Genomic DNA, 25476 nt, shown 5'->3' with positions numbered 1-25476 from the left:
GATGTATTTAACCACAGATTCTGAATCGTTGAAGGTCTATGAAGCACTTGCCAGTGAAGTGCGGCTGCGGATCATCGATCTGCTTAGCAGCGAGGAGATGCATATTAAGGAGATTGCAGCCAGGCTGTATCTCAGCAGTGCTATTGTCAGCTCGCATGTAGCGAAGCTGCAGAAGGCCGGCATCGTCAGCTCCCAGATGAAGCGGATCGACGGGGGGACTTATAAATTCTGCTCACTTTCCGCGAATTTCTTGCAGATTAAATTATCCGGGGCCAAAGGCATCGCCCGCAAAGTAGTGGAGGTCTCTGTCCCTGTGGGCCATTACACCGATCTGGAAGCTTCACCGACCTGCGGCATTGCCACAACCGAGAAGCTGATCGGGTATTATGACGACCCGCGTTATTTCCTGGACCCGCAGCGGGTGGATGCCGGCATTCTCTGGTTCGCCAAAGGATACGTGGAATATAAGGTTCCGAATTATCTGTTCATGGATCAGACGGTCCAGGAGATTGAGATTTCCATGGAGATCGGCTCGGAGGCACCGAGTGTGAACGAGAAGTGGCCTTCGGATATCTCTTTTATGATGAATGGCATTTCGCTTGGCAAATGGACCAGCCCCGGAGACTTCGGCGTAATGAGAGGCCGGCTGACTCCAGCCTGGTGGAAATCGGATGTGAACCAGTACGGGCTGCTCAAGGTGCTCAGAATTAATGCAGGGGGAACTTATATAGACGGCCAGCAGATATCGGCAGTTACCATTGATCAGGTGGGCTGGCAGCAGGACCAGTGGAGCTTCAGGTTCACGGCAGAAGACACGACCCGAAGGCGGGGCGGCTTAACGTTATTCGGGCGCGGCTTCGGGAATTACGAGCAGGACATTGTGTTTCGTGTCTATTATGAATAAGAGGGACCTGTTCGCCGAATGGCAAGTGAATGGATAAGACAAGGAAAAAGGAGCTTTGTTCAGACGGGATGTTTGCAAAAGGGGTCTGCGGGTAACTATAACTAAGTAATCCAAATCGCGCACAACTTGCATACAAGGAGGAATTCACATGTCGGATCAATCCCAAAATGAAGCAGACATCCGCAACAAGGAGAATAAAGACGGGGATTCACTCGCAGAACGCAAAAAGATGGAAAACGGTGTGGATATTGAACCGGAAGCCGATGATTGGGAAGCCAAACCGGCCGAAACCGCTCATCCTGATCCGCTTCCTAAGAATTAGGGGATAGGGATAAGGCATGCGGCTAGGTCATAAGGCAGCATAAGGTATAAGGCATATGCATGTTACAGACTGTTCCTCACGGGGCAGTCTTTTTTCTGATATAGGGATTATGATTTCACCGGACGCAGGCCGACGGAGTTAATAAGGAGTCTGGAATGTATGCGAAAAACCGCCAGATATTCCCGTCATAATGTCCCGTTCTTGGAGACATACTAGCTCCAATTGGAAAATAATTGGGACCGGAGGCGCGAATAACTACGATGACACCTTTACTTTTACAGCAAAGTTACAGTATAGTGGCTGCGGCAAGTCCCTATCTGTTCTATTTCACTGTGTACTCGTTTCTGGGGTGGGTCCTTGAAGGCAGCTATAACCTCTACAGCACGGGGACCTTTCGGAAAGAAGGCTTCCTCAAAGGGCCATTTAAACCCATGTATGGCTGCGCACCGCTGCTACTGCTGGCAGCACATGAAATCAGGCTTCCCTTGCCGTTATTCCTGCTGCTTGCGCTGATTGTCCCTTCAGCGGTTGAGTTTATCAGCGGCTGGCTGCTTAAGGGGATCTTTCGTAGACAATGGTGGGATTATTCAGGGATGCCGTTTCAGCTGCAAGGGCATATCTGCCTGAAATTCTCGCTGTATTGGTGGGGACTGTCAGTGGCTTGCATGTTTGGCTTGCATCCGCTGGTACACTTCCTGTATCTGCAAATAGAGAGGGTATGGATGCCTGTACTGCCCGTGGTCCTACTTATATTCACAGCTGATCTGCTGTGGACGTTCCGCACCCGCCGCCGCGGGCTGCAACTGCTGGATCATCTGTTGGAGTCACCGGAGCTTGGCGAAGGCTAAGGAATTAGTGACGAATGTGAATACAAAAAACAAAAGAACCCAAAGATATCTCCGGCGTATGTCTGGAGGTATTTTTGGGTTGCATGGCTTTTTGTTTCGTAACAGTTTTTATTCACTTGCATCACAATTGTGCGTCAGACAAGGAATATCATACAACCATGTCAAATATAGTGCTAAACCGGTTTATTCATAAACCATGGAGCGGGAGGGCCCATGAACAACTTTTTCAACAAATACAGTCGGACTATTATAATTCTTGAAACGCTACTTATTGCAGTACTTTCACTATTGCTGATAGGGGAATTCAACAAGCCTGTCCCTCTGGTCAGGGACCAGAGGGACTTGATTACGCATTTTGATCAGCTGGATTTGGACAGAATTACAGAAATGATACATAGATTTAAGGAAGGCAAGGGAGATAACCTCACCATGCTGGAGTGGGGTGTTGACAGCGGGCCGTATATTCATGATTTCTACAACGATGGCAGGGTGCTGCACTGGACGGTGGACAACAGCCGGGACTGGGCAGGCGACGGCGGGAAGATTGAATATGTGTGCAGAGCGATAGGGCTTTCCGAGACTCAGGAATTCTATAACGTAGAGCTGACGGATTGTGAGAATCAGCCGGATGATTTCGTGGTTCATCCGGTTTCTTTCCGCAAGGATGAGCTATAAACTGGAATTAAGAATGATATAGGGACCAATTGAAATAAAGTGGGGGGATGCTTCATGTCAATGTCTGAGTATTACCGGGAGCTGCGCGGGAAGGCCGGAGGCGGGCTGTTAATGATGCCGTCTGTAGCGGCTGTAGTAAGAGATGAACAGGATCGGATTCTGCTGATCCGCAAAAAGGATGAGACCTTATGGGGCCTGCCAGCCGGAGCGGTTGAACCTGGAGAGACCCCGTCCAGGGCGCTGCGCAGAGAGGTGTTCGAAGAGACCGGCTTAATGGTTACGCCTGAACAGATTATCGGCGTATTCGGCGGTGAGAAATTCAGATATGAATATAGCAACGGGGATCAGGTAGAGTACACGGTTATTGTATTTGAATGTGTCATTGTTAAAGGCCAGCTCAGGAGCCTGGACGGGGAGGCGGAAGAGCTGAGATTCTTCAAGGAAGATGAACTGCCCGGGCTAACAATCCCTTATCCCCCGAAGCTGTTCATGCGGGATGCAGCTGCGCCCAGGAAGGTTATATTTGATTAATGAAGGAGTAGTTACGATTGCTGATTTTGAATTTACAATCCAGAATGATCTATTGCGGTGCAGTACTGCTAGCCGCCCTGCTGGGTCTTGCGACCAGGGCATACGGGAACCAGTTGCCGCACTTTGTCAGCGAACACTTTGGGGATGCGATCTGGGCAGGTATGATTTACCTTGCCTTCCGGGTGCTGCTGATCCGGCATCCGCTATGGATGTCCCTTGTCCTTAGCCTGTGCTTCAGCTTCGGAATTGAATTCAGCCAGCTCTATCAGGCAGAGTGGATTCTGCATGTGCGTGCTTCAACCCTTGGCAGCTTGATTCTCGGCCACGGGTTTCTCTGGATTGATCTGGTCCGGTATACAGCCGGAATTCTGTTCTGCTGGACGGTGGACCAAATCTTACAAAATTGATTCTGGATTCTATAGGAAGAAGAATATATATTAAGTGAGGCGATCCGGTCTGTAATAATCTGGAACAAGAATGCCGGTCATCTGCCGAATGCTGCCTGATTTGGAGATGAGTAACCGTAAATGACGAATAGCTTATTAGTGGTATGTCTATTGACTCTGATTATTCATACGGCGGAGACCTTGTCGTATTCGGTGCGTTTTGCCGGAGTGAAGCTGAACAAGATCGCCATCGCCTTATCCCTGACCGGAATTATCGTGCTGGTCTCCAGAACTGCAAATATGGTACAAGGCCCCTTAACGGCGAAGTTCGTAGATTATGCCAAAGCTGACGACAGCTTCCCGCTGCTCAACTATCTGCGGATTATTATGCTGGCTTCTTCACTGGGGACATTGATCGCCATCGCCTTGTTCCCGACCTTCGTAGGACTGTTCGCAAGAGTGATCTCCAAGCTGGAGATCGAAGGCTCCATCCCCAAGCTTCTGACGAGTGTTACGGTCAGCCAGCTCAAGAATACGCGCAAATATATCCGCAGACCGAAGGTCAGGCTGAGCAGCTTCCGTTATCTTGGAATTCCCAAGCGCTTCATCGTGATGAATGTCTTCGTGACGGCCTTCTACACGGTTGGCGTATTATCCTCGATGTATGCGGCCAAGCTGCTGCCGGAATTCAGCACCACTGCTTCCCAGGCATCCGGACTGATTAACGGGATAGCAACGATACTGCTGACGGTGTTCATCGATCCGCAGCTGGGAATCATCACCCATAAGGCAACGGAGAATGTGGAATACCGTGACCAGCTCGGGAAGATCTATGTACTCTTGATGGGCTCGCGCTTCCTGGGATCTCTGCTGGGCCAAGCCCTGCTGGTACCGGGAGCCTTCATCATCACCTGGCTGGTGAAGCTGCTCTGACCCTCATGACTATGCTGCTTCGGCTACTTCGGCAGCTTCAGCTCTGCGGCACGGAGCGCCGTGCTGATCTGTTGCTCCCAGCTGTACAATTGTCCGGCCATAGTACGGATCTCCTTCATCCGGTTATATGACAGCTTCATTGCAGCCGCAGCCTGGGTGGCGTCCCCCGCCTGGACAGCGGCTTTGTAGCGCTTGTCGGCCTCGGTTCTCTCTGATTGTGCGGCTGAGAATAGCTTGTTCTGGGCGGCAATCTGCTTCTTGAGCAGGGTGATGGGGGCAAGGGCATCCTTAGCCGGCTTGTTCTTCGCGGCAGTTAACGCTTTCGCTTCTGCCAAGGCTGAGGTGGCCTTCTTCACTTCAGCCCGTGCTGCGGTAGCGGCAGCCTTAAGCTTATTGCGCTTCAGCTCAAGCACAGTGGCACTCTTCAGATTGCTTACCTTGCGGGCAGCGGTGATCTGTTTGCTGAGAGCAGTATACTGGTCCAGGAGCGGAGCATGCTTCTTCTGCACCGCTTCCGAGGCAGCCTTAAGCTTGGCGAGCTGGGCAGCATTAGTGGCTTGAAGCTGCTTGTTCACTGCGGCAAGTGCGGCGTTATTCTGCTTGCGCAATTCCTGATTCCGCTGGAGATCAGACTTCAGCGATGCCTGTAGACCCGTATAGTCTGTATACAGATTATGAATCTCGTCCAGCGCAGCATCCCAACCGGAATCGGCAGAGACACCGGACAAGGGAGATGTACAAAGTGACAGCACTATCACCAGCACAAACAGCCTTCTTACAGCTCTTCCCGAGAAAGGTGTAACAACTCCCATTCCTCTCCAATTCGTCAAGCCCATGAATTTAAACATTGCACTCAGCTCCTCTGATTGTTCATTTGGCAATAGACACAAAGAAGCACCTCCAAGAAAGGCATGAACTGCCTGTCCTGCGAGGTGCTTCTCCCGCTTAATGTGTGCTATTGTGCATTTACTATAACCCCGGTGAACTCGTATAGTCAAGCATTTTTAGGAACGTTAGTTCGTGGAATGGGAATTTTATCTTCTTTTGTGTATATGACTCTGCCGGAAAATCTAGTAGAATGTATCTGTAGTTTACAATAATATATAATGTTCGACATCTTGGTACTCACAGGAATGGGAGATGCATTATGCAGCTTAGACATGTGAAAATAAAAGGAACAGGCAAATATTTGCCGGAGCGTGTAGTCAGTGATGCAGAGCTTGATCAGATCCTTGGCACAGCACCGGGCTGGGTGAATAAAATCACGGGCGTTGGCACCCGCCATTACGCCGGTACAGATGAAACCGCCTCCTTCATGGGCGCAAGAGCTGCTGAAGCGGCCCTTGCCGATGCAGGCCTCAGCTTCAGTGAGGTCGATTGTCTGGTGTGTACGAGCGGAACCAAGGAGCAGCCGCTGCCGAGTACCGCCGTGTTCATTCAGCAGGCCATGGGGCAGGCTGATTCCGGTGTGCCGGCTTTTGATATCGATGCGACTTGTCTCAGCTTTCTGGTGGGGCTTGATGTAATGTCCTACATGGTGGAAGCGGGCAGATATAAGAATGTGCTGCTGGTGGCCACTGAGATTGCATCGGTGGGGCTGAACTGGCAGGATAAGGAGAGCTCGGCCTTGTTCGGTGACGGAGCGGCAGCGGTGGTGATCGGACCTGCGGAGACCGGTGATTCCTCGCGGATCCTCCATGCTTCGCTCAAAACCTACAGCAGTGGTGCGCGTTATTCGGAGATTGCCGGGGGCGGGACCAGACTGCATCCCCAGAATTATACAGCAGAGGATGCACTACCTTATCTGTTCCATATGGATGGACAGGCTATATTCCGCAAAGCGTCCAAGCTGCTTCCGGATTTCATTGCAGACATGCTGAGCGCCACAGGCAATAAGATGGACGACTTCACGCTGGTCATTCCCCACCAGGGCAGTGCAATGGCGATGCGTCTCCTGCGTAAAAAGCTGGAAATTGCCGAGGACCGCTTCCTCGACAATACCGCAGGCCATGGCAATACGATTGCTGCATCCATTCCGATGGGGCTGCATGAAGCTATCCGTCAGGGCCGGATATCGCGCGGAGACCGGATCATGCTGATCGGCACAGCGGCTGGGCTGTCTCTGGGAGGCATGATTATTGAGTACTGAAGCCCGGCGTATTCTGATTACCGGCGGACGCGCCCCGGTAGCCCTGGAGCTGGCAAGGCTGTTCAAGGCGGCAGGCCACCAGGTATATGTGGCAGAAAGCGCTGAGTATCATCTGTGCCGGGTATCCTCTGCCGTCGAGGCCAGCTTCCGGGTGCCTGCCCCAAGGCATCACCCGCAGGCTTATGTCCAGCGTCTGGCTGCGTTAACGGAAGAACTGGAAATTCATTGCCTGATTCCGACCTGCGAGGAGATATTCTATATCTCTGCCGGTCTTGAGCATCTGACGGGGTGCCGCGTACTTACGCCAGATCGGAGTATTCTGGCCGGGCTGCACCATAAAGGGGAGTTCATGATCCTGCTCCGTTCGCTCGGCTTCAAGGTCCCGGACACGTTGCTGATCAGCAGTGCAGAAGAATGGCGGGGAGCCGTGATGCAGGCAGCGCAGGAGGGAGAGCAGCGGGTCTACAAACCTGCATATTCCCGCTTTGCCTCGAAGGTCATTCTCCCGGATAAAAGACCCGCTTCAACTAATCCGCATAACCGCGTTCCGGGAGAAATAGAGCCTCCAGCCGGACTATCGGCCGGGGCTCCCTGGGTATCCCAGGAGTACATTCAAGGCAGAGCGGTTTGTACGTACAGCATACTTCACGAAGGCACAGTTGTGGCGCATGCTGCGTATGACAGCAGGTACAGAACGGGGCGTAGCGGGGCCAGCGTTTATTTTGAACCGTTGGAGCATCCTGCGGCTCTGGAATGGGTACAGCGGTTCGCCGCAGCAACCGGCTTCAGCGGCCAGATCGGATTCGATTTCATCGAACCGGAGAACGGGACGCTGTATCCGATTGAATGCAATCCGCGCGCTACAAGCGGGATTCATCTGTTCACGCCGGAGGAAGGACTGACGGAGGCGCTGCTCAATCCCGGACCGCTCGTGCAGAGCGGAACAGTCATTGTTCCGCGTTCAGCCCGCACAGCCATGCTGACGCTGCCCATGCTGGGCTGCGGGCTGAAGCCGGGACCCGGGGGCTTCGGCAGCTGGCGGCAAGCGCTGCTTGGAGCAGCAGATGTGGTCTACCGCAAAGATGACCGCCGCCCTGCCCGCGAGCAGTTCCGCATAGTATACGCCGCCTGGAAGACAGCCAGGCGGCACCGCATCTCGATCACAGAGGCGTTAACTGAAGATATAGAATGGAATGGTGAGGCATGACCAAAGCGCTGGTAACAGGTGCAACCGGATTTCTTGGACGGCATACCGCCCGGAGGCTGGCCCGGATGGGCTGGGAGGTCTACGCGCAGGGACGCAACCCGGAGCAGGGAAAGCAGCTGGAGCAGGAAGGTGCAGTGTTCCTGGCCGGGGATCTGCGTGACCCGGAGACTGCCTATGGCTTTTGCCGGGGAATGGATGTGGTGTTCCATTGTGCAGCCTTGTCGTCACCCTGGGGGAAGTACAAGGAGTTCTATACATGCAATGTGGAGGCTACGAGCCATATAGTTGAGGGGTGCAAACGGCATGGCGTAGGAAGGCTGGTTCATATCTCCACGCCCAGTGTGTATTCCAGCCAGCGGCCCCGCTTCGGCATCCGGGAGAGTGATCCGCTTCCCGGCCGGCCGGCCAATGCTTATGCAGCAACGAAGCTGATTGCCGAGCAGGTTGTCCGTCAAGCTTCGAGTGAAGGGCTTACCGCCTTCATGCTCCGGCCCAGAGCTATATTCGGCCCGCTGGACAACGCCCTGTTCCCCCGGCTGCTGGCAGCGAATGAGAGCAAGGGGGTGCCGCTGATGAATGGCGGAGCGGCCAAGCTTGATCTCACCTGCGTAGAGAATGTAGTCGATGCCATGCTGCTCTGCTGTGAAGCCCCGCTCTCTGCTTCCGGCAGCGTCTACAATATTACTAATGGTGAGCCGCTAAGGTTCGAAGAGCTGGTCACCCGGCTATTCTCACTGCTCGGGGTTCCGCTGCACACCCGGCGATTGCCCTACCCGGTAGCTTATACCGCAGCGGCCTTAATGGAGGGGATCTACAAGGTGCTGCCTATCCCGGGTGAGCCGCTGCTGACCCGTTATTCTGCAGCCGCACTCGGTATCTCCCAGACACTGGATATTACACTGGCCCGCGAGCAGCTGGGTTATCAACCGCGTATAACAACAGACGAGGGACTTCGTGCCTTTGCAGAATGGTGGAGGGAACAGCAATGATTACAGAAATTCCAGTTGAATTATCTATATTGTCTGCAGGCTATTGCCTGCATCCCGAGCGTCTGACGCTGCGTGGAGGCACACTGAAGCCGGTTGCCTTCCCGGCGGGCTATGCCCTGATCCGGCATCCGAAATACGGACCGATCCTGTTCGATACGGGCTACAGTGCGCGTTTCTTCCAGGAGACAGCAAGTCTGCCAGCCTCTCTATACCGCAAGATCACTCCGGTAGTCTATAGAGAGGAAGAGAGTGCAGTGCGGCGGTTGCAGGCAGGCGGGATCTCGCCGGAGGAGGTGCGGTATGTGGTGCTGTCGCATTTTCATGCCGACCATATCGGCGGGGTACGGGATTTCCCGCAGGCACAGTATATTTATTTGCAGAAATCTTACGATGCCGTAAGCGGGCTGGGTCCGGTGCGGGCGACGAAGGCGGGATTCCTGCCCGGGCTGTTGCCGGATGACTTCATCCTCCGCTCCATTCCTGTGGATGAAGCCTCAGCGAAGCGTGCGTTGCCGCAAGGCCTTCCGTTCACGGACGCCTATGATCTGCTTGGAGACGGCAGCCTGCTGGCGGTTGAGCTGTCCGGCCATGCCGCCGGGATGATCGGCGTATTCGTCTCCACCGCCCAGCATGATTATTTGCTCTGTGCAGATACGGTCTGGTCCAGCCGCGCGTTTCGCGAGAACCGCAAGCCGCACCTGGCAGCAGGCTTGATCATGTCCAGCCGCACAGAATACCACCGCAATTTCGAGCGGCTGCGCCAGCTGCATGAACAATTTCCCCTGCTTCGGATTGTGCCCAGCCATTGCCGCGAGGCGCTTGCGCACTGGGGAACGGGAGGTGTGACATGAAGCGGCTCAGGCTGGTAATCACCCATTACATCCTCACCAAGTGGGGCAGACGCTGGAAGAACCGGGCAGCACTCGAGCAGTGGCAGGAGAAGCGTATCCGGCTTCATGTAGAGAAGGTGAGGCAGCGTTCGAAGTTCTACAGGGAGCTGTGGGCAGGTATTCCGTCCAAGGAATGGCGGAGTTTCCCGGTGATCGGGAAGCCGGAGATGATGGAGAATTTCGATCAGCTTAACACTGCGGGTATTACGAAGGAGCAGGCCTTTGCCGAGGCCTATGAAGCGGAGAACAGCAGGAACTTCAAGCCTACGCTGCAAGGCGTCACCGTCGGCTTGTCCTCGGGAACCTCCGGCAACCGGGGGATTTTTCTCGTTGGCGAAGAAGAGCAGGCTGCCTGGACCGGCACGGTGCTGGCAAAGCTTTTGCCGGGTGGACTGTGGAAGCGGGCGAGCATTGCATTTTTTCTGCGGGCAAATAGTAATTTGTATGAATCTGTGAAGCAGGGACGGCTGCAGTTCCGGTATTTCGATCTGCTGGAGCCGCTTCCCCGGCTCTTGACCCGTATGAAGGAGTACCAGCCGGATATCTGGATTGCACCGCCGTCCATGCTGCGTCTGCTGGCTGAGGCACAGCAATCGGGTGAGATGAATCTGCATCCCCGCCGGATCATTGCGGTTGCGGAAGTGCTTGACCCTCTCGACCGGCAGCAGATTGAGCAGACCTTCGGGCAGAAGGTCCATCAGGCTTATCAGTGTACCGAGGGCTTCCTCGGTGCGACCTGCAGTCACGGAACGCTGCATCTTAATGAAGATATTGTACATATCGGCAAAGAAATGCTGGATGAAAAATCACGCCGGTTCGTGCCCATCGTGACTGATTTCTCCAGAAGTGTGCAGCCCATCGTCCGCTACCGGCTGAATGATATTCTGACCGAAGCGGCGGAGCCTTGTCCATGCGGTTCACTGTTCACGGCCATTGAGCGGATCGAAGGACGCTGCGATGATATCCTGTATCTGCCCCATACGGCAGACGGCACGCACGTTACAGTATTCCCTGATTTCGTTACCCGGGCTGTGCTGGCGGCTTCCGCAGACATTGAACATTACCGGGTCATTCAGCACAGCCTCACTGAGCTGGAAATCTCCTATCGTACACGAACCGGCATTGATCAAGGGACGGAGCAGCAGATTACTGCAGAACTGACGCGCTTGTTCGCCAGGCTGTCCTGCATCCCGCCGCAGCTGACTTTTACCGTCTACAGCTTCGTGCCCGGAACTGTGAAGCTGCGCCGTGTGGAGAGGGGCTGGAAGCCGTGAAGGACCGGGTAACGCAATATGACCGCGATTCTGTGACCGGGCTGGACTGGCCGGATACGGAGTACGGGCGGTATGCCCGGGAGTATCTTACTCCGCTGCTGGAGCGGGGAGCGCAACCTTTTATCGATAATGTGAGTACAACTATTAAGGTGTTGACCATAGATGGGCTGCCGGTTCCGATTACCGTCAACGAAGCAGACTATGACAATTCGTATGTATGCTCACCCTATACCCACTATGTCAGCTATGCGCGTGAGGAGCTGGCGCTGCTCAATAACCGGCTTCTAGAGGGCCTATTGTCGCTAATGCTCTCAGGCATGGGCTGGATGCTGCGACAAGCACGGTTCAACCGGGTGGTTCAGGTGAATAACTGGCTGCTGTCCACCAATCTGTATCCTGCCTTAAGTGCGGAACAGCTGACGGCGATACTGGATTACCTCCGGCAGACTTATCCGGGTTATACCTTAATGTATCGTTCGCTTAGCCGGGAGACTTCGGGAGAACACATTGTCAAATTGCAAGGATATGGCTGCAAGCTGGTTCCAAGCCGTCAGATCTACCTGCTGCATCCGAATACCTCCGGCTCGAAGGCCAGGTGGCTGGTCAAACGCGACAGGAATCTGCTGGCGAAGCACGGCTATACTGAGGTGGGCCCGGAGGAAATTACACGGGAGGACATTCCCCGGATCGTGGAGCTGTACAGACTGCTGTATATCGATAAATATTCGGCCTATAATCCGCAGTTCACCGAAGCCTATATTGCCCTGGCGCTGGAGCGGCGGACCTTGCAAATCTACGGTCTGCGCAAGGAGGGAAGGCTGGATGCGGTGCTTGGCTTCTATGAGCGGGAGGGTGCGATGACTGCGCCATTGTTCGGTTATGACACGAGTCTGCCTCAGTCTTTAGGACTCTACCGTATGCTGTCCGCTGTGCTGATCGGGCTTGCGGGCAGCAGGGAACTATTACTGCACGAGAGCTCCGGCGTCGGCCAGTTCAAGCGCAACCGGGGAGCGGCCGGAGCCACCGAATATTCGGCGGTGTATGACCGGGGCACCTCTCTGCTGAGCCGCTGCGGCTGGTCCATCCTGGAGCTGCTGCTCCGGCGGATCGGCATGCCGCTTATTCAGAGGCTGAAGCTGTAGGCCGGAACCATGAATGTGAGACAGGAGGCAGAAGATGAACTTAGCTAACCGTATTACCTTGTTCAGGATATTGCTGATTCCGCTGTTTATTGCCCTTTTTCCCATTTACCCGGAAGCATGGGTCAACCAATTCTCAATCCTGGCATATTTAGAGGTACATGGTGTTTTTTATGCAGCTGTAGTTTTTATAGTGGCTTCTATAACAGACAAGCTGGATGGGTACGTGGCGAGAAAATATAACCAGACAACAAATTTAGGAAAATTGCTTGATCCGTTGGCAGATAAGCTGCTTGTTGCCGCTGCGCTTATTCTAATGGTGAGTCTGCACATGATCCCATCTTGGATTGCTTTTTTAATATTAGCGAGGGAAGTTATAATGATGGGTGTCCGTATCGCCGCTTCAGCGCAGAAGGTAGCTTTGGCAGCCGATAAATACGGTAAATGGAAAATGGTCCTGCAAGTTGCTGCTATCTCGGCCATTCTTTTGAATAATGCGCCCTTCAGTATGTTCACTTCTTTCCCTGTTGACCTAACCCTGATGTATGGTGCATTAGTTATAACTGTATACTCTGGTTACAACTACATTAAGAACAATTATCAGCTGCTGTAATTGGAAGCTCATACATCACATCTTTAAAAAAGGAGGTGCCCCATGAACACTAATCCAAATCAGTCCCATGGGCATGAGCCGGTTGCGCTGATTACAGGGACCTCCAGCGGATTCGGGCTGCTGACCGCAGTTACGCTGGCCCGCAGAGGGTACCGGGTCATTGCCACCATGCGGGATCTCGGCCGCAGCAAGGAGCTTGTTCAGCAGGCTGAACAGGCGGGGGTACGGGAGCGCATTCATCTGCTGGCACTGGATGTGACGGACGAATTCTCGATTGCGTCTGCCGTTCAGGCTAGTCTTGAGCTCGCCGGCAGAATTGATGTGCTAGTGAACAATGCCGGCTTCGCCGTAGGCGGATTCGTGGAAGAGGTCAGCATGGAGGAATGGCGAGGGCAGATGGAGACTAACTTTTTCGGCCTGATTGCCGTAACGAAGGCGGTGCTTCCTCTAATGCGTGTCCAGCGCAGCGGTCTGATCATTAACGTGAGCAGTGTCAGCGGCCTGAGCGGCTTCCCGGGCTATGGTCCGTATGCCGCCTCGAAGTTTGCGGTGGAAGGATTCAGCGAGAGTCTGCGCCAGGAGATGCTCTCTTTTGGCGTCCGCGTTGTATTGGTTGAACCGGGCTCCTTCCGTACCCCTATCTGGGACAAAGGGATTACGGGAATGCACACAAATGAAGGCTCCCCGTATCACACCAGGCTTGAGGAGGTGCTACGGTACTCCCGGCGGGCGTCCGAGACGGCTCCCGATCCGCAGGAGGTGGCTGATCTGATTGGACGGATCACTGCCTTACGTGCGCCGAAGCTGCGCTATCCTGTTGGCCGGGGCTCGCGGGTGCTGATGATCGGCAAGGCCCTGCTTCCTTGGAAGGTGCTCGAGGGCATCATCTCGAGGTCACTTCGGGCGATGAAATGATAGCATGACAGAACAGAATTGGGGTGGATGCTTTTGCCGGGAACGGTAGGATTACATATATGCTTTGATGAGCAAGGCCGGGAGATTGAGGTGCTGGATGTGACCCGGGTCGACAAGGATATCTACCGGATTGAGGAGACGCCGATTTTTAACCCGGGGATTGCGCTTGGCGACATTATCCGAGTGAGTGAGCGTGAGGGGATCGCGTATTACATTGAGACGGTGAAGAAGTCCGGGCTTGTCCGGTATGCCTGGCTGCTCAGCAAAGAGGCGGCGGCTTCCGGCGAGATCCGCAGCTTCACGGAGCGGGTTACAGAGCATGGGGGCAGATGGGAGCAGATCTTCGGCGGACTGCTGGTGATTTATCTGCCTAAGCACTCTCTAGTAGACGCGGAGCTGGAAATGTCGCGGATTATTGAGCATTTTGAAGGCTAATTATATGAATCTGAGGTGAAGGAAGTTGAAAAAATTCTTGAAGCAGTGGGTGCCGAGTATTGCCATTGGCATTATTCTATCCTTATTTATTCGTACCTACGTAGCAGAAGCAATGCGTGTGCCTACCGGCTCGATGATTCCGACTATAGCGGTTAATGACCGGCTTGTGGTGGACAAAATGCTCTGGAATACCTCACTGAAGCATGGCGATATCGTGGTGTTCCATCCGCCGGTTGCGGAAGATGCGCATAAAAGATATGTAAAACGGCTGATTGGGCTGCCGGGCGATGTGATTGAGATCAAGGAAGGCACTCTGTACCGTAATCATGAGGCGGTCGATGAGCCATACCTGCAGGAAAAGATGACCTATACCTTCGGACCGGTCACCGTTCCCGCAGACCAGTATTTTTTCTTGGGCGACAACCGTAACGTCAGCTATGATGCTCACCTATGGGAGACTCCGTTCGTAGACAAGGATGCGCTGATCGGAAAAGTACTGTTCGATGTGAACCAGTTGTTCTAAATCGGGTAGTCGACCACCACAACGTTCTCCAGAATTCCGTCCAGCATGGACACGAACTTCTGATGGGCCGGATGCGGCCCGTATGCACGCAGGGCTTCCTGATTCTCAAAGGTCACGCGGAGCCCCAGCGTATAGCCGTGGACATTCTCCTGCTCCTCGGTTACATTAACGCCTGCTGTAAGGTCAATGATGCCGGGGATTTGCTTTTTCAGCGCCAGCAGTGCTTGTAACAGGGCTTGCTCCTGGCTTGGTTCGAATTGCTCATTGAAGCGGAAGACGACGAGATGCTCATACATAATGGAATGATCCTCCTTGGACAAAGTGTTGGACTGCATTAGCGATTATACTACAAATTAGCCGGATGGAGGTTGAATACGTTGACCGGAGATTCCCTAGCCATAACCGACCGAATCAAAGCGCCTAATCCTTTTAAAGCCTTGATAGGTGTGCTGATTCCCATAATTATTCTGGCACTGCCCCCTAACCTCGACCCGGATAGGCATTTCTATTTATACTACATCAGACTGGTTTGGATTGGACTTAGCATTGCGGCCTGCCTTTTCATTCTCATCAACGCGCTGCGCAAGGAACGCCAGCTTCAATGGGGGACAGATTCGCTTATTATTCGCAAAGAGCGCATCTCTGCGTCAGGGATTAAGGCCATTTACATAGATGGTCCAATAGTAGGAATATTACCTGATGGCAAACGGATTGTCCCGGTTAATCTCTGTTTCAGGTTCACAGAAGACACGGCAGCGGGAAGGAAGAGACTAATGAACTGGGCGGAAGAGAACGAAATTAGGCTAAAATACAAGAGATTTGTCAGATGGCTCTGAACAGAATATGGAAAGGCGTCTAAAGACAGGGATTCTATAGCACTAGATTACGGGGAGTTTGTGACTTTGACCGGATTGTTACTTTACCGTCTGTTGACTATGATCAAGTGGAGCATAACGGAATATTCCTATCAAGCGGAAACAGCTTGGCCGTCCTTTCAAGGACGGCACGTTTCAGCGAGAAATAGAAGGATAAGTTACCGTGTGAAACCTGTAAGTTCTTATATTTAATACAAAAGGGGTGCTGGTACTTGAAAGTACATGTCACGGATCTGAAGCACGGTGATTGTCTCATGGCAGACACTTTCAATGGTGTAGGGCTGCACGTTCTCCCCAAGGGGACGCGTGTGGAGCGGGAAGAGATTAGTATCCTGATCCGGCACAAAATTGATTATGTCGATATCGAGCCGCGCAGCGGGCTGTATACGGACGCTGAACCTGCGCCCAGCCACGGGCTGCACGATGATTTTGATCTCGCTATTTTGAATTATGAAGCGATTTTTCTGGAAGCCTTGACGAAGGGCAGCTTCTCGCAGTCTGCAGTCGATGATACGTTGAAGCCGCTTCTGGAGACCTTGGAGGGGCAAAAGGATGTTGTCTCCCTGCTGCTCCTGCTGGACCGGGATGACATCGATACATATCACCACTCATTACAGGTGGGCTTATTATCCTATTACATTGCAGCGTGGATGGGTTACTCCAAGGAGGAGCGTTACCAGATCAGCCGTGCGGGCTATCTGCATGATATCGGCAAAAGCCAAGTGCCACTATCGATCCTGAACAAGCAGGGTCTGCTGACGGATTCCGAGAAGGATGAGCTGGCGCGCCACACCTTCTATGGCTATGATCTGATCCGCGGCTCCCAGATGGACGAGGTTACCGCGCTGGTAGCCCTCCAGCATCATGAGTATGAGGATGGCTCAGGCTATCCGAATCAGCTGCTCAAAAAAGAGATTCATCCGTACGCCCAGATTGTTTCGGTAGCCAACATCTATATGTCGCTCACCACTTCTACTGCAAACCGTCCCAAGCAGGGGCTGGTTACCGTGCTGCGCAAGGTGCATGAGATGGGCTTCGGCAAGCTGAATGAGACGGTGGTGCAGGCATTGACCGGACATTTACTGCCGAGCTTCGTGGGCAAGAATGTACAGCTCAGTAACGGCGAAGTGGGCATGATCGTCATGAACAACCCGCTGGACCTCTTTAAGCCGCTGGTAAAAGTAGGCGAGGGCTTCCGGGATTTGTCGCGTGAACGCAGCCTATCCATTGATGAAGTGGTGAACTGAATAACCAGATGAAGAGGCGCTGTCAACAGCGCCCGCTTCTAAAGAACGGCCAGACTGTCCTTTTGGACGGTTTGGCTTTTTTTCGTAGGCTGAGAGAAGAAAGGAGGACAGACCCGAGGGTCCCGGTGACCGGAGGAAGGTTTGTGTTCACGTCATAGATTGGCTATGATTAATGAGAGATGGAAGAGTTGTATGGAGATTATAGTCATTCTGTACAGCAGCATAAAGGAGAAATGAAGATGCATACCGACAACCAGTTAGAGAAATTCAAGCAGCTCAAGTATGAGCTTACCCGCTTTATGATGATTTACAAGTTCGCACTTGCCGAGATGGAGACCAAGATTGATATCCTCAAAGAGGAATTCCAGCTGCTTCACGACTATAGCCCGATTGAGCATACCAAGTCCCGGATCAAATCCCCGGAGAGCATTATGAAGAAAATGCTGCGCAAGAACAGTGAGCTGTCCCTCCCGCAGATCAGATCCAGTATCAAGGATATCGCCGGACTGCGGATCACCTGTTCATTCATTTCGGATATTTATCAGGTTAGCGCTATGCTGCAGAAGCAGGACGATCTTAAGGTGCTTGAGGTTAAGGATTACATTAAAAACCCGAAGCCCAACGGTTATCAGAGTCTGCATCTGCTTATCGAGGTTCCCGTATTCATGTCGGACTGCCAGGAGCATGTCTGTGTTGAGGTACAGATCCGCACGATTGCTATGGATTTCTGGGCCAGTCTGGAGCATAAAATCTTCTATAAATACAGCCAGGCGGTTCCTGAGCATCTGACCCGTGAACTTAAGAATGCGGCTGACAAGGCGTACGAGCTCGATCTGCAGATGGAGCGGCTGCACCGTGAAATTAAGGAAATCAAGGATTCGCAGGAGGACGAAGATCCATTCTCCGAGTTGCGGGATATGATTCTTAACAATCAGCAGTTCAGTCTGCCGGATAACTTTGTTAAGCTGTTGAAGGAATAGATGATGGTTTGACAAGAAAGACATGTACATACAGGGGTTATCAAGGGAGCGATTACAGGATGAGTGACAAGCATCTTCGAACCATTCTATGCGTCAGATATTCTTGGAGCAGCCAGAGCCGGAATCAAGTCCTGTTGGCTCAACCGGAACGGACAGCCCTGGGAGCTGGAAGTGAAGCCTGATGTTACGGCGGGAACACTGGAAGAGGCCTATGCGCTGTTGTCACCCGAAAATGGTATGATATCCAAACAACAATAATAAAGGAGCTGTGAGCGAAATGAACGACAATGTGGAAGAACAGGAGCTGGAATTGTTAAAATACCCGATTGGAAGATTCGCCGCTAAGGGGAACCGTACAGCAGAAGTGCGGGCAGCATCGGTTGCGGTCTTTAGTCAGTTGGCAGATGAGTTGCGGGCAGCAGTAGAACCGCTAACGGCGGAACAGCAGCATACCCCTTACCGGCCGGGCGGCTGGACTGTGGTTCAGGTCGTGCATCATCTCGCCGATACGGGCATGTATGCATACCTCCGCTTCAAGCGGGGTCTGACGGAGGAAGCACCGCAGGTTCCAAGCTACAGACAGGATCTGTGGGCGGAGCTGAGCGATTCTTCCAACGAACCGGTGGAATCCTCACTCCAGCTCATCGGACTGCTTAACCGCAGATTCGCGAACTTACTGGAATCCTTGCAGCCTGAGGACTATAACCGGACCTTTGTAAGCGGTGGTCTCGGTGAGATGACACTAGATACCGCAGTGGAGAGGTACATCTGGCACAGCCGCCATCATATCGCGCAGATTACAGCTTTGATCCAGCGAAGCGGCTGGTAACGATAACTTTGTTGTACCATGAACAGACGGAGAGGGTGTGTACCCTCCGTCTTTTTATTTTGTCCGGAACCGGAAAAGAGTGTGGAGGCCCAACGAGTAAACGGGGAAAGGAGTGTATACGAAAAACCGAATACAATGGGCGTGGTGTCCCGAATGTATGTGGAAAACAGCATACATTGGGGCAGATACGAGGCCACCGGTCAAAATGTACGCGGAAAACAGCATACATTGGGGCAGATACGGGGCCTCCGGTCAAAATGTATGCGGAAAACAGCATACATTCGGGCGGAAGTGGGGCTCCGGGCAAAATGTATGTGGAAAACAGCATACATTCGGGCGGAAGTGGGGCTCCGGGCGAAATGTATGCGGAAAACAGTATACATTCGTGAGGCTGCGGGGCATGTGAGACGTTACTCCTTTTATGGTTGCAGCCCCATCCAGCCCAGCCCGTCCGCCCAATCCATTGTCGAATTGACCTGTCCAGCTAAGTATTCAGCTTAAGGGGCAAATTTACTGTGCGGCGGAGCTATTCATCGTCACCTGGGCATGGGCGGATACATATCCTATAACCAGAACGATAAAAAACGGCCCCGAGGAAAGGACGGATTTGTGTGACCTCTTATATGGACTATACGTCGCCCAATACACAGTTTACGTTTGATATGAACGGCAACACCTTATTCAAGAAGGATGACTGCAATTATATCAACGTACTGGGCATCAAAAATCTGAACACCCTGGAGAATACCTCGCTGCTCGATATCTATCTCAGCAGATCCAATGTGGTCGAGCCGCATTATCATCAAAATGCCGCTGAGCTGGTGTATTGTATCTCGGGCGCGGCTGTGGTGTCGCTGATCAACCCGTTTACGAACGAGCTGCTGCATTTTCCGATCACCCCGGGTCAGGTTGCCAATGTGCCGCAGGGCTGGTGGCATTATGAAGTGGCCACGATGGATTGCACCCATCTGCTGGCGATCTTCGATGCTCCAACACCGGAGGTCATCCTCGGCTCGGATCTTCTGAGCTTAACTCCGGCTAATGTGCTGGCACATACCTACTGCCTTAATGAAGCGCTGGTTAAGGAAGCACTCGCTCCGGTGAAGCCACAGACCTTCATTGGTCCGCCTGCGGATTGCTGTCCTCCTGTGAAGGCGGCAGCCGAGAATATGAAGGGAACCCACATCGCTCCTGCCAATATGACGCCGATGATGGCTAATGCGAACATGCCGCCTTACATGCACCCGCAGCAGGCTCCGCAATCCTTCGGATACCAGCCGATGACGGTACACGGTTATTATGCTCAGCCGTATGCCCAGCCCTACCGCCAGCAGCAATACGTCCAGGCTCCTCCGCAAGCAGTGCATGAGGCGGGGGCCGAATAACAAAAATCCAAAGGGCACAAACGGCAGCGTATTCTGTGAATGCAGAATGACGCTGCCGAATTTTTTTCAAATATAATTATATGTTTCACATGATAACTTATCCTTCTATTTCTCGCTGAAACGGGTGCCATCCCTGAAAGGACGGCAAAGCCGTTTCTACTTGGATCCAAGAAGGGATAGCTTGTCTTCAATGATGCTGATCTGGAACCTGGAAGGAACGCAGATAATTCTGAATATCCTCCTGCGGGGTCTCAAGCAGACCGGCCAGCATGCTTTGAATAGCGTACAGGGCAGCAACCTTTTCGTCGATTTCGGTGATTTTGTCGCGGACGAGTTCCTTTAAGGTATCTTCATCCATCTTCGAGCCGAGCAGGGCAAGCGCCGCCTGGATTTCTTTCAGTGAATAGCCCAAGGACTGGGCATCCTTGATGAACTTCAGCTTCACCAGAATATCTGCAGAGTAGATCCGGTATCCCTTAGCGGTCCGTTCCGGGGCTGGCAGGATGCCGCTGTCCTCATAATAACGGATGGTTGCCGCACTCAGCCCCGCCTGCCGCGCCAGCTCACCACGGGTCATTCCCTTCATCTGGAATTACCTCCTGTATTTTGATATCTATCTACTCCTATGGTCTCTTGTGCGTGTAGGCCGGTTCAAAGGTTACTTCCGGGTATTCGGCCGATGGACCGTTCAGCAGCGCCTGCGGCTCATCTAGCAGATACTGATCGAAAAATGACCGGACATAGGTTCTGCTTATATCTACAGTATGCACCGGATCAAGGCCATTGGCGAATAAGGAGGGCGACAGCAGGGCTATATCCGTAAAACTTTGGTGAATGAAATGATCGACTGTCAGATAATAGGTATCCCGGGTGCTGCGGCTCATAACTGATTTCAGATCCGGCGTGAATTCTTCATAGATCAGGGGATCTGTGCTCGCTTCGGGATGTGCAAGATTCTGCGCTGTCGTGCCGGACATCACATACATAAAAGGCTGTGTCAGCCCTTCATGGGCAACCTTACCCCAGAACCCGCCCTCCAGACTGACACCGGCCTTGAACCGCTTGTCCTGGGCTAAAGCTTCGGCGGTTGTCGCCCCTCCGTAGGAATGGCCGAAGATACCTGCACGGCTGAGATCCAGCCTGGCCTGGAACAATCCATTCGGGTCTTGGGTATTCCAAGCTGTCAGGGTGTCCAGCACAAAGCTGGCGTCCGCTGCACGGATGGCAATTCCGCTCACATTGTAGTTGTAGAGCTCTGCGGAAGTATCGAACTTCGGATCAGGCATGTAGTAGACCGAAGCACCGTCCGGGTAAGTGACCTTGGCTGAGGTGTAAGGATGATCGATCCCTACGACAATATAGCCGTGGCTGACCAATTCTTCGATAATCGACATACTCTGGAATCTGGTGGAGCGGATTCCCGGCGAGAACAGCAGGACCGGATAGCTGGGTTCTTGTGCCGATAGCTTCACTCCGTCTGTAACATGAGTCGGAATATCGGTCACATGGCTGAATAGCTGCTTCGGCAATCCGAATACAAGGCTGATCGCTTCGCCCAGTGCTGAGGGGTAATGCTCCTTAGGCTTACCCTCAGTCTGGTCAGGATCGGCCGGATACCATACATTGACCATCAGCTTACGTTTGCCGCCTTCCTCAGCGCTCAGCGTCTCGTCACGCTGCTCATCGGTAAGCTCGCGTGCGATCGTCCCGATGGCATATTGCCCTGTTGGCTCAGGTTGCGTGAACATCGGCAGCAGCCTGGACGCATAGACGGATACTCCTGAAAGAAGGAGGATGCATATCAGCAGCAGACTTTTCCATAACTTCGCATACCGCTTAGGCTGGCCCGATCGGGGACGCCTCACAAGTCTGAATCCGAGTATGGTCACCAGCCAGAGCGCTGCGGCGTAGGCCGGAGCCATCTGGATACGGTAATTCTCAAGCACCCCATGCAGCGCTACAGCCATAACGACAGCCAGCAGCATAAGGGTATTCAGCCCCCAGTTTTTCTTGGCCCCTATCATTCCTGCTGTAACAGCCAGAATCACCACAATGACTATAATCTCAAATATTCTCATTTGTACTCCCTCCAACTCTATTCATCTGGAATAACTAGAGTATAAAGGTTGAAGTATACTTCAGGGTCAAGGCTAAATTTAAGATGCCGGGCACATATGCAAAAAAGACGGCAGCCCGTTCCAGATTCGGAAGCGAACTGCCATCGATACTGCTATACCCTCATCAATTGTGACTAAGATAAGCGGACAAGCACCCGGCCCCGGGTGCCCGACTGGAGAATATCCTGAAGCGCGGCAGGCAGCTCAGTCAGGGAAATCTCACGGTCCACCAGCGTATCCAGCACCTCCGGCTTCATGTCACCTGCCATGCGCTGCCAGAGCTTGGCCCGTTTCTCCATAGGACAAGCTACGGAATCAATGCCGAGCAGGCTGACTCCGCGCAGGATAAACGGTAGGACGGTAGTAGGGATAGCCGTGCCTGCGGTTAAGCCGCTTGCGGCCACTGCGCCGCCGTAGGTGATTTTGCTCAGGACCGCAGCAAGCGGGGCGCCCCCGACTGAATCTACTGCGGCCTGCCAGAGCTGCTTGTCCAGCGGCTTCACCGCACTGCCCGCGACCTCTTCGCGGGAGATCACCTCAGCAGCGCCCAGCGCCTGCAGATATCCGGCTTCATCCATTCTGCCGGTACTGGCAGTGACCTGATAGCCCAGCTTCGCCAGAATGGCGGTTGCCGCACCTCCGACACCGCCGGTGGCACCGGTGACGAGCACTTTTCCCTGGTCAGGGGTCATTCCTTGTGCTTCCAGTGCCTGTACAGACAGTGCCGCCGTGAATCCGGCTGTGCCGTAGATCATTGCTTCCCGCAGCGTCAAGCCCGCCGGGAGTTCAACAACCCAGTCCGCAGGGATACAGGCGTATTCGCTGAAGCCGCCGAAGTGGGAGACGCCGATCCCATAGCTGGTGGCAATGACCGACTGGCCTTCGCGGAAGCGGCTATCCTTCGATGAGACTACCGTCCCTGACAGGTCAATGCCCGGAATGAACGGATAATTTCGCACAATATTTCCATTCGGGATGCTTGCCAGCCCGTCTTTATAGTTTACACTGGAATAAGCTACCTTAATTAACACTTCACCGGCGGGCAGTTCCTGCAGCGATACCGGTCTGACCTCTACGGAGAATGGTTCTGTCTTGTCCACTACCAATGCTTGAAAAGGGTTCCGCATATCTTCTCTCTCCTAATTCGTGTTATATTTGTTTGGTTCAAAGATAAGAATTCATAGGCTTCGCGCCATTACTATTGTGCCCTGTCAATTAAGGAAACACAATGATATCCTACACTAAATGCTTACAAAGGAGCGTTCATAATGAGAGTGAAAATACGCAAAACCGTGCTTACCGCAGCAATCTGCCTCGTTCTGGGCGGGGGAGCACTATACGGGTTCGCAGCATCTGATTCCGCCTCGGCGGTACACCGGCTGCGTCTAAGTGAGGACGAGCCTGCGCGGTATTTGCAAGGGTTGGAGTCTGTGACTCAAGATCAGCTGGAGCTGTCGCTTGGCGATCAGAGTCGTCCGGGTAATTATATCAGCATCCCTAATCATACAGAATTGCTATGGAGGAAGCCGGTGCCGACTCCGGAAGGTGAAGGGGAGCTGATCAAGTTCGTACAGGGGGGAAGCGCGGTCTATCCTACTCCTGAAGTTACTTATTATTGGCTGTGTTATCAGCGTCCCGGCAAGAGTGACAGCGATGATACGGTCACCTACTATATAGAAGCAAAAGTATTGGGGCAAGATGAAGAGGCTGCGGAAGCAGAGCTGCTAAAGCTGGCTGAGGATTGGGAAATTCCCGGTTAACCCGGATTTAATTGTGAACAACAAGTGAACTGTAGTATATTGAGGATAGAATTCATCCGTCTGATGAGGGAGGCATACTCTATGTCCATTGCAACAACGATGATTATCCGGCTTGAAATCCGCAAGGCCGAAGCTTCTTTTGGCGATGTGGCGTCCAGGCTGGCAGCAGCCGGGGGCGATATTGTAGCGATTGATGTGATCCGTGGCGGCAAGGATGTGACGACCCGTGACCTGACCGTGAATGTACAGGATGCGGCGAATGAAGAGATTATAAGCGTGCTGAAGAATATGCCTGGAATCAAAGTCATCAATGTCTCCGACCGTACCTTCCTGGCCCATCTCGGCGGCAAAATCGAGGTCACCCCGAAGATGCCGATCAAGAACCGCGAGGATCTGTCACTGGTGTATACCCCCGGTGTGGCCCGTGTCTGTACGGCGATTGCCGAAGATCCGTCCAAGGCGTATTCCCTGACGATGAAAAGAAATACGGTAGCGGTCGTCACCGACGGCACCGCTGTGCTGGGGCTTGGCGATATCGGACCGGAGGCGGCGATGCCGGTGATGGAGGGCAAGGCCATGCTATTTAAGCAGCTGGCGGATATTGACGGGTTCCCGCTGTGTCTGAACACGAAGGACACGGAAGAAATCATCAAGATTGTGAAAGCGGTTGCTCCCGGCTTCGGAGGGATTAATCTGGAGGATATCAGCTCGCCGCGCTGCTTCGAGATTGAACGGCGGCTGTCGGCGGAGCTGGATATTCCAGTCTTCCATGATGACCAGCACGGAACGGCAGTAGTTGCTCTCGCCGGATTGCTGAACGCGCTCCAGGTGGTGGAGAAGTCGATTGCAGACTCCAGAATTGTAGTCGTCGGCATCGGTGCGGCAGGCGTGTCGATCTGCCGTCTGCTGCTGGCGGCTGGCGCGAAGCAGCTCTACGCGGTAGACAAGGAGGGAATCCTGAACCGGAACGAAGCCTATACCAATGCTGAATGGAGCTGGCTGGCCGAAAGTACGAATCCTGAGAATCTGAGCGGAGGACTGGATGAGGCGGTGCGCGGAGCGGATGTCTTCATTGGCGTATCCAGGGGAGGGATTTTGCAGGTTAGCCATCTGCAGAGCATGGCCCAGGACAGCATCGTGTTCGCTATGGCTAATCCGACTCCGGAGATTGAACCGGATCTGGCGGAGTCTTACGTCCGGGTGCTGGCAACCGGCAGAAGCGATTACCCTAACCAGATTAACAACGTGCTGTGTTTTCCGGGGATTTTCCGCGGGGCGCTGGACTGCCGGGCGAAGACGGTGAATCTGGAGATGAAGCTGGCAGCGGCGCAGGCCATTGCAGCCGTGGTGCACCCGGATGAGCGGAATGAGCAATATATTATTCCGAGCATTTTCAACGAAAAGGTCGTGGAGCAGGTACGTCTGGCTGTAATTAAGGCCGCTATCGCTACCGGCATCGCCCGGCGCATCCCGCCTGATGTGAGCTGAGGAGCACGCTGAGCATTAGGAAGGTGAACAAGCTGTGGCCTTAGGCTGCGGCTTTGTTTGCG

At 53.2% G+C, this 25476-nt stretch carries 30 protein-coding genes; 25 read left to right on the top strand and 5 right to left on the bottom strand.

Annotated elements, in window-relative coordinates; all coding sequences use genetic code 11:
- Position 1: 1 nt before the first annotated feature.
- From MHH78_RS23320 to MHH78_RS23290, 7 genes are all read left to right on the top strand, one after another.
- A complete protein-coding gene (locus tag MHH78_RS23320) occupies positions 2–904 on the top strand; it encodes an ArsR/SmtB family transcription factor (RefSeq protein ID WP_076073984.1) in 903 nt (300 codons plus the stop codon).
- 148 nt (positions 905–1052) lie between these two features.
- A complete protein-coding gene (locus tag MHH78_RS23315) occupies positions 1053–1226 on the top strand; it encodes a hypothetical protein (protein WP_209992293.1) in 174 nt (57 codons plus the stop codon).
- Between the two features lie 260 nt (positions 1227–1486).
- A complete protein-coding gene (locus tag MHH78_RS23310; protein WP_341168949.1) occupies positions 1487–2074 on the top strand; it encodes a putative ABC transporter permease in 588 nt (195 codons plus the stop codon).
- Positions 2075–2416: 342 nt separating this feature from the next.
- Positions 2417–2749, top strand: a complete 333-nt coding sequence (locus MHH78_RS23305) for a hypothetical protein (protein WP_341168948.1) — start codon at positions 2417–2419, stop codon at positions 2747–2749.
- Between the two features lie 54 nt (positions 2750–2803).
- Positions 2804–3280, top strand: a complete 477-nt coding sequence (locus tag MHH78_RS23300; protein ID WP_076073992.1) for an NUDIX domain-containing protein — start codon at positions 2804–2806, stop codon at positions 3278–3280.
- Positions 3281–3297: 17 nt separating this feature from the next.
- Positions 3298–3687: a ribosomal maturation YjgA family protein gene (locus tag MHH78_RS23295; RefSeq protein WP_076073994.1), complete on the top strand. Its 390-nt coding sequence runs from the start codon at positions 3298–3300 to the stop codon at positions 3685–3687.
- A gap of 120 nt (positions 3688–3807) precedes the next feature.
- Entirely contained in the window at positions 3808–4599 is a 792-nt protein-coding gene (locus MHH78_RS23290; protein WP_340754296.1) for a lipid II flippase Amj family protein, read from the top strand.
- 23 nt (positions 4600–4622) lie between these two features.
- Here the strand turns inward: MHH78_RS23290 and MHH78_RS23285 are convergent, their stop codons facing one another.
- Entirely contained in the window at positions 4623–5447 is an 825-nt protein-coding gene (locus tag MHH78_RS23285; RefSeq protein ID WP_341168947.1) for a hypothetical protein, read from the bottom strand.
- Between the two features lie 299 nt (positions 5448–5746).
- On the opposite strand from MHH78_RS23285, the gene MHH78_RS23280 reads away from it, so the two are divergent.
- Genes MHH78_RS23280 through lepB form a run of 10 tightly spaced genes read left to right on the top strand, consistent with a single transcriptional unit; the run spans position 5747 to position 14733 of the window.
- Entirely contained in the window at positions 5747–6748 is a 1002-nt protein-coding gene (locus tag MHH78_RS23280; RefSeq protein ID WP_341168946.1) for a beta-ketoacyl-ACP synthase III, read from the top strand.
- Positions 6738–7955: an ATP-grasp domain-containing protein gene (locus MHH78_RS23275; RefSeq protein WP_341168945.1), complete on the top strand. Its 1218-nt coding sequence runs from the start codon at positions 6738–6740 to the stop codon at positions 7953–7955. Before MHH78_RS23280 ends, MHH78_RS23275 begins: the two co-directional genes overlap by 11 nt.
- Positions 7952–8944, top strand: a complete 993-nt coding sequence (locus tag MHH78_RS23270) for an NAD-dependent epimerase/dehydratase family protein (protein WP_341168944.1) — start codon at positions 7952–7954, stop codon at positions 8942–8944. The genes MHH78_RS23275 and MHH78_RS23270 overlap by 4 nt, the downstream gene beginning before the upstream one ends.
- Entirely contained in the window at positions 8941–9795 is an 855-nt protein-coding gene (locus MHH78_RS23265) for an MBL fold metallo-hydrolase (protein WP_341168943.1), read from the top strand. The genes MHH78_RS23270 and MHH78_RS23265 overlap by 4 nt, the downstream gene beginning before the upstream one ends.
- Positions 9792–11108: a F390 synthetase-related protein gene (locus tag MHH78_RS23260; RefSeq protein WP_341168942.1), complete on the top strand. Its 1317-nt coding sequence runs from the start codon at positions 9792–9794 to the stop codon at positions 11106–11108. Before MHH78_RS23265 ends, MHH78_RS23260 begins: the two co-directional genes overlap by 4 nt.
- The gene (locus MHH78_RS23255; RefSeq protein WP_143803494.1) at positions 11105–12250 is read left to right on the top strand and encodes a GNAT family N-acetyltransferase; all 1146 of its coding nucleotides are present in this window, start codon (positions 11105–11107) and stop codon (positions 12248–12250) included. The genes MHH78_RS23260 and MHH78_RS23255 overlap by 4 nt, the downstream gene beginning before the upstream one ends.
- 34 nt (positions 12251–12284) lie before the next feature.
- Positions 12285–12860, top strand: a complete 576-nt coding sequence (pgsA, locus tag MHH78_RS23250; protein ID WP_341168941.1) for a CDP-diacylglycerol--glycerol-3-phosphate 3-phosphatidyltransferase — start codon at positions 12285–12287, stop codon at positions 12858–12860.
- Positions 12861–12902: 42 nt separating this feature from the next.
- On the top strand, positions 12903–13775 hold the full coding sequence (locus MHH78_RS23245; protein ID WP_341168940.1) for an SDR family oxidoreductase: 873 nt from the start codon (positions 12903–12905) through the stop codon (positions 13773–13775).
- Positions 13776–13808: 33 nt separating this feature from the next.
- Positions 13809–14210: a DUF4265 domain-containing protein gene (locus tag MHH78_RS23240; RefSeq protein ID WP_076074015.1), complete on the top strand. Its 402-nt coding sequence runs from the start codon at positions 13809–13811 to the stop codon at positions 14208–14210.
- Between the two features lie 25 nt (positions 14211–14235).
- Positions 14236–14733 carry a signal peptidase I gene (gene lepB / locus MHH78_RS23235; RefSeq protein WP_341168939.1) on the top strand — a complete coding sequence of 166 codons (498 nt, stop codon included), beginning with the start codon at positions 14236–14238 and terminating at the stop codon, positions 14731–14733.
- On the opposite strand, the gene MHH78_RS23230 is transcribed toward lepB, so the two are convergent.
- The gene (locus MHH78_RS23230) at positions 14730–15029 is read right to left on the bottom strand and encodes a Dabb family protein (protein WP_341168938.1); all 300 of its coding nucleotides are present in this window, start codon (positions 15027–15029) and stop codon (positions 14730–14732) included. The genes lepB and MHH78_RS23230 overlap by 4 nt on opposite strands.
- Positions 15030–15110: 81 nt before the next feature.
- Between MHH78_RS23230 and MHH78_RS23225 the strand changes: the two genes are divergently transcribed.
- From MHH78_RS23225 to MHH78_RS23200, 6 genes are all read left to right on the top strand, one after another.
- Complete coding sequence (locus tag MHH78_RS23225; protein WP_341168937.1) at positions 15111–15569, top strand: hypothetical protein; 459 nt, start codon at positions 15111–15113, stop codon at positions 15567–15569.
- A 251-nt stretch (positions 15570–15820) separates the two neighbouring features.
- Entirely contained in the window at positions 15821–16855 is a 1035-nt protein-coding gene (locus MHH78_RS23220) for an HD-GYP domain-containing protein (RefSeq protein WP_076074025.1), read from the top strand.
- Positions 16856–17094: 239 nt separating this feature from the next.
- Positions 17095–17835 (top strand): GTP pyrophosphokinase, encoded by a 741-nt coding sequence (locus MHH78_RS23215; RefSeq protein ID WP_036729701.1) that lies wholly within the window; start codon positions 17095–17097, stop codon positions 17833–17835.
- Between the two features lie 63 nt (positions 17836–17898).
- Complete coding sequence (locus tag MHH78_RS23210) at positions 17899–18093, top strand: hypothetical protein (RefSeq protein ID WP_076074030.1); 195 nt, start codon at positions 17899–17901, stop codon at positions 18091–18093.
- Positions 18094–18112: 19 nt separating this feature from the next.
- The gene (locus MHH78_RS23205) at positions 18113–18664 is read left to right on the top strand and encodes a YfiT family bacillithiol transferase (protein ID WP_076074033.1); all 552 of its coding nucleotides are present in this window, start codon (positions 18113–18115) and stop codon (positions 18662–18664) included.
- 611 nt (positions 18665–19275) lie between these two features.
- On the top strand, positions 19276–20049 hold the full coding sequence (locus MHH78_RS23200) for a cupin domain-containing protein (RefSeq protein WP_445668063.1): 774 nt from the start codon (positions 19276–19278) through the stop codon (positions 20047–20049).
- Between the two features lie 187 nt (positions 20050–20236).
- On the opposite strand, the gene MHH78_RS23195 is transcribed toward MHH78_RS23200, so the two are convergent.
- The 3 genes from MHH78_RS23195 to MHH78_RS23185 form a co-directional block, all read right to left on the bottom strand.
- Positions 20237–20635: a MerR family transcriptional regulator gene (locus MHH78_RS23195; protein ID WP_036729690.1), complete on the bottom strand. Its 399-nt coding sequence runs from the start codon at positions 20633–20635 to the stop codon at positions 20237–20239.
- Between the two features lie 37 nt (positions 20636–20672).
- The gene (locus tag MHH78_RS23190) at positions 20673–22127 is read right to left on the bottom strand and encodes an alpha/beta hydrolase family protein (RefSeq protein ID WP_341168936.1); all 1455 of its coding nucleotides are present in this window, start codon (positions 22125–22127) and stop codon (positions 20673–20675) included.
- A gap of 173 nt (positions 22128–22300) precedes the next feature.
- Positions 22301–23293 (bottom strand): acrylyl-CoA reductase family protein, encoded by a 993-nt coding sequence (locus tag MHH78_RS23185; RefSeq protein WP_341168935.1) that lies wholly within the window; start codon positions 23291–23293, stop codon positions 22301–22303.
- A gap of 141 nt (positions 23294–23434) precedes the next feature.
- Between MHH78_RS23185 and MHH78_RS23180 the strand changes: the two genes are divergently transcribed.
- Positions 23435–23926: a hypothetical protein gene (locus tag MHH78_RS23180; protein ID WP_076074044.1), complete on the top strand. Its 492-nt coding sequence runs from the start codon at positions 23435–23437 to the stop codon at positions 23924–23926.
- A gap of 81 nt (positions 23927–24007) precedes the next feature.
- Positions 24008–25414 (top strand): NAD-dependent malic enzyme, encoded by a 1407-nt coding sequence (locus MHH78_RS23175; RefSeq protein ID WP_341168934.1) that lies wholly within the window; start codon positions 24008–24010, stop codon positions 25412–25414.
- Positions 25415–25476: the final 62 nt, after the last annotated feature.

It is taken from the genome of Paenibacillus sp. FSL H3-0333, from assembly GCF_038002805.1.
Classification (GTDB): domain Bacteria; phylum Bacillota; class Bacilli; order Paenibacillales; family Paenibacillaceae; genus Paenibacillus_AQ; species Paenibacillus_AQ silagei.
The sequence above is the reverse complement of the archived record's forward strand: the minus strand, read 5'-3'. Positions and strand labels throughout refer to the sequence as shown.

What these genes read in the sequence shown, in the direction of transcription:
- MHH78_RS23270 (WP_341168944.1), top strand. Translation starts at nt 7,952, where the DNA reads ATGACCAAAGCGCTGGTAACAGGTGCAACCGGATTTCTTGGACGGCAT.
- MHH78_RS23265 (WP_341168943.1), top strand. Translation starts at nt 8,941, where the DNA reads ATGATTACAGAAATTCCAGTTGAATTATCTATATTGTCTGCAGGCTAT.
- MHH78_RS23310 (WP_341168949.1), top strand. Translation starts at nt 1,487, where the DNA reads ATGACACCTTTACTTTTACAGCAAAGTTACAGTATAGTGGCTGCGGCA.
- MHH78_RS23195 (WP_036729690.1), bottom strand. Translation starts at nt 20,635, where the DNA reads ATGAAGGGAATGACCCGTGGTGAGCTGGCGCGGCAGGCGGGGCTGAGT.
- MHH78_RS23285 (WP_341168947.1), bottom strand. Translation starts at nt 5,447, where the DNA reads ATGTTTAAATTCATGGGCTTGACGAATTGGAGAGGAATGGGAGTTGTT.
- pgsA (WP_341168941.1), top strand. Translation starts at nt 12,285, where the DNA reads ATGAACTTAGCTAACCGTATTACCTTGTTCAGGATATTGCTGATTCCG.
- MHH78_RS23320 (WP_076073984.1), top strand. Translation starts at nt 2, where the DNA reads ATGTATTTAACCACAGATTCTGAATCGTTGAAGGTCTATGAAGCACTT.
- MHH78_RS23205 (WP_076074033.1), top strand. Translation starts at nt 18,113, where the DNA reads ATGAACGACAATGTGGAAGAACAGGAGCTGGAATTGTTAAAATACCCG.
- MHH78_RS23185 (WP_341168935.1), bottom strand. Translation starts at nt 23,293, where the DNA reads ATGCGGAACCCTTTTCAAGCATTGGTAGTGGACAAGACAGAACCATTC.
- MHH78_RS23260 (WP_341168942.1), top strand. Translation starts at nt 9,792, where the DNA reads ATGAAGCGGCTCAGGCTGGTAATCACCCATTACATCCTCACCAAGTGG.
- MHH78_RS23180 (WP_076074044.1), top strand. Translation starts at nt 23,435, where the DNA reads ATGAGAGTGAAAATACGCAAAACCGTGCTTACCGCAGCAATCTGCCTC.
- MHH78_RS23290 (WP_340754296.1), top strand. Translation starts at nt 3,808, where the DNA reads ATGACGAATAGCTTATTAGTGGTATGTCTATTGACTCTGATTATTCAT.
- MHH78_RS23190 (WP_341168936.1), bottom strand. Translation starts at nt 22,127, where the DNA reads ATGAGAATATTTGAGATTATAGTCATTGTGGTGATTCTGGCTGTTACA.
- MHH78_RS23230 (WP_341168938.1), bottom strand. Translation starts at nt 15,029, where the DNA reads ATGTATGAGCATCTCGTCGTCTTCCGCTTCAATGAGCAATTCGAACCA.
- MHH78_RS23315 (WP_209992293.1), top strand. Translation starts at nt 1,053, where the DNA reads ATGTCGGATCAATCCCAAAATGAAGCAGACATCCGCAACAAGGAGAAT.
- MHH78_RS23280 (WP_341168946.1), top strand. Translation starts at nt 5,747, where the DNA reads ATGCAGCTTAGACATGTGAAAATAAAAGGAACAGGCAAATATTTGCCG.
- MHH78_RS23175 (WP_341168934.1), top strand. Translation starts at nt 24,008, where the DNA reads ATGTCCATTGCAACAACGATGATTATCCGGCTTGAAATCCGCAAGGCC.
- MHH78_RS23215 (WP_036729701.1), top strand. Translation starts at nt 17,095, where the DNA reads ATGCATACCGACAACCAGTTAGAGAAATTCAAGCAGCTCAAGTATGAG.
- MHH78_RS23245 (WP_341168940.1), top strand. Translation starts at nt 12,903, where the DNA reads ATGAACACTAATCCAAATCAGTCCCATGGGCATGAGCCGGTTGCGCTG.
- MHH78_RS23300 (WP_076073992.1), top strand. Translation starts at nt 2,804, where the DNA reads ATGTCAATGTCTGAGTATTACCGGGAGCTGCGCGGGAAGGCCGGAGGC.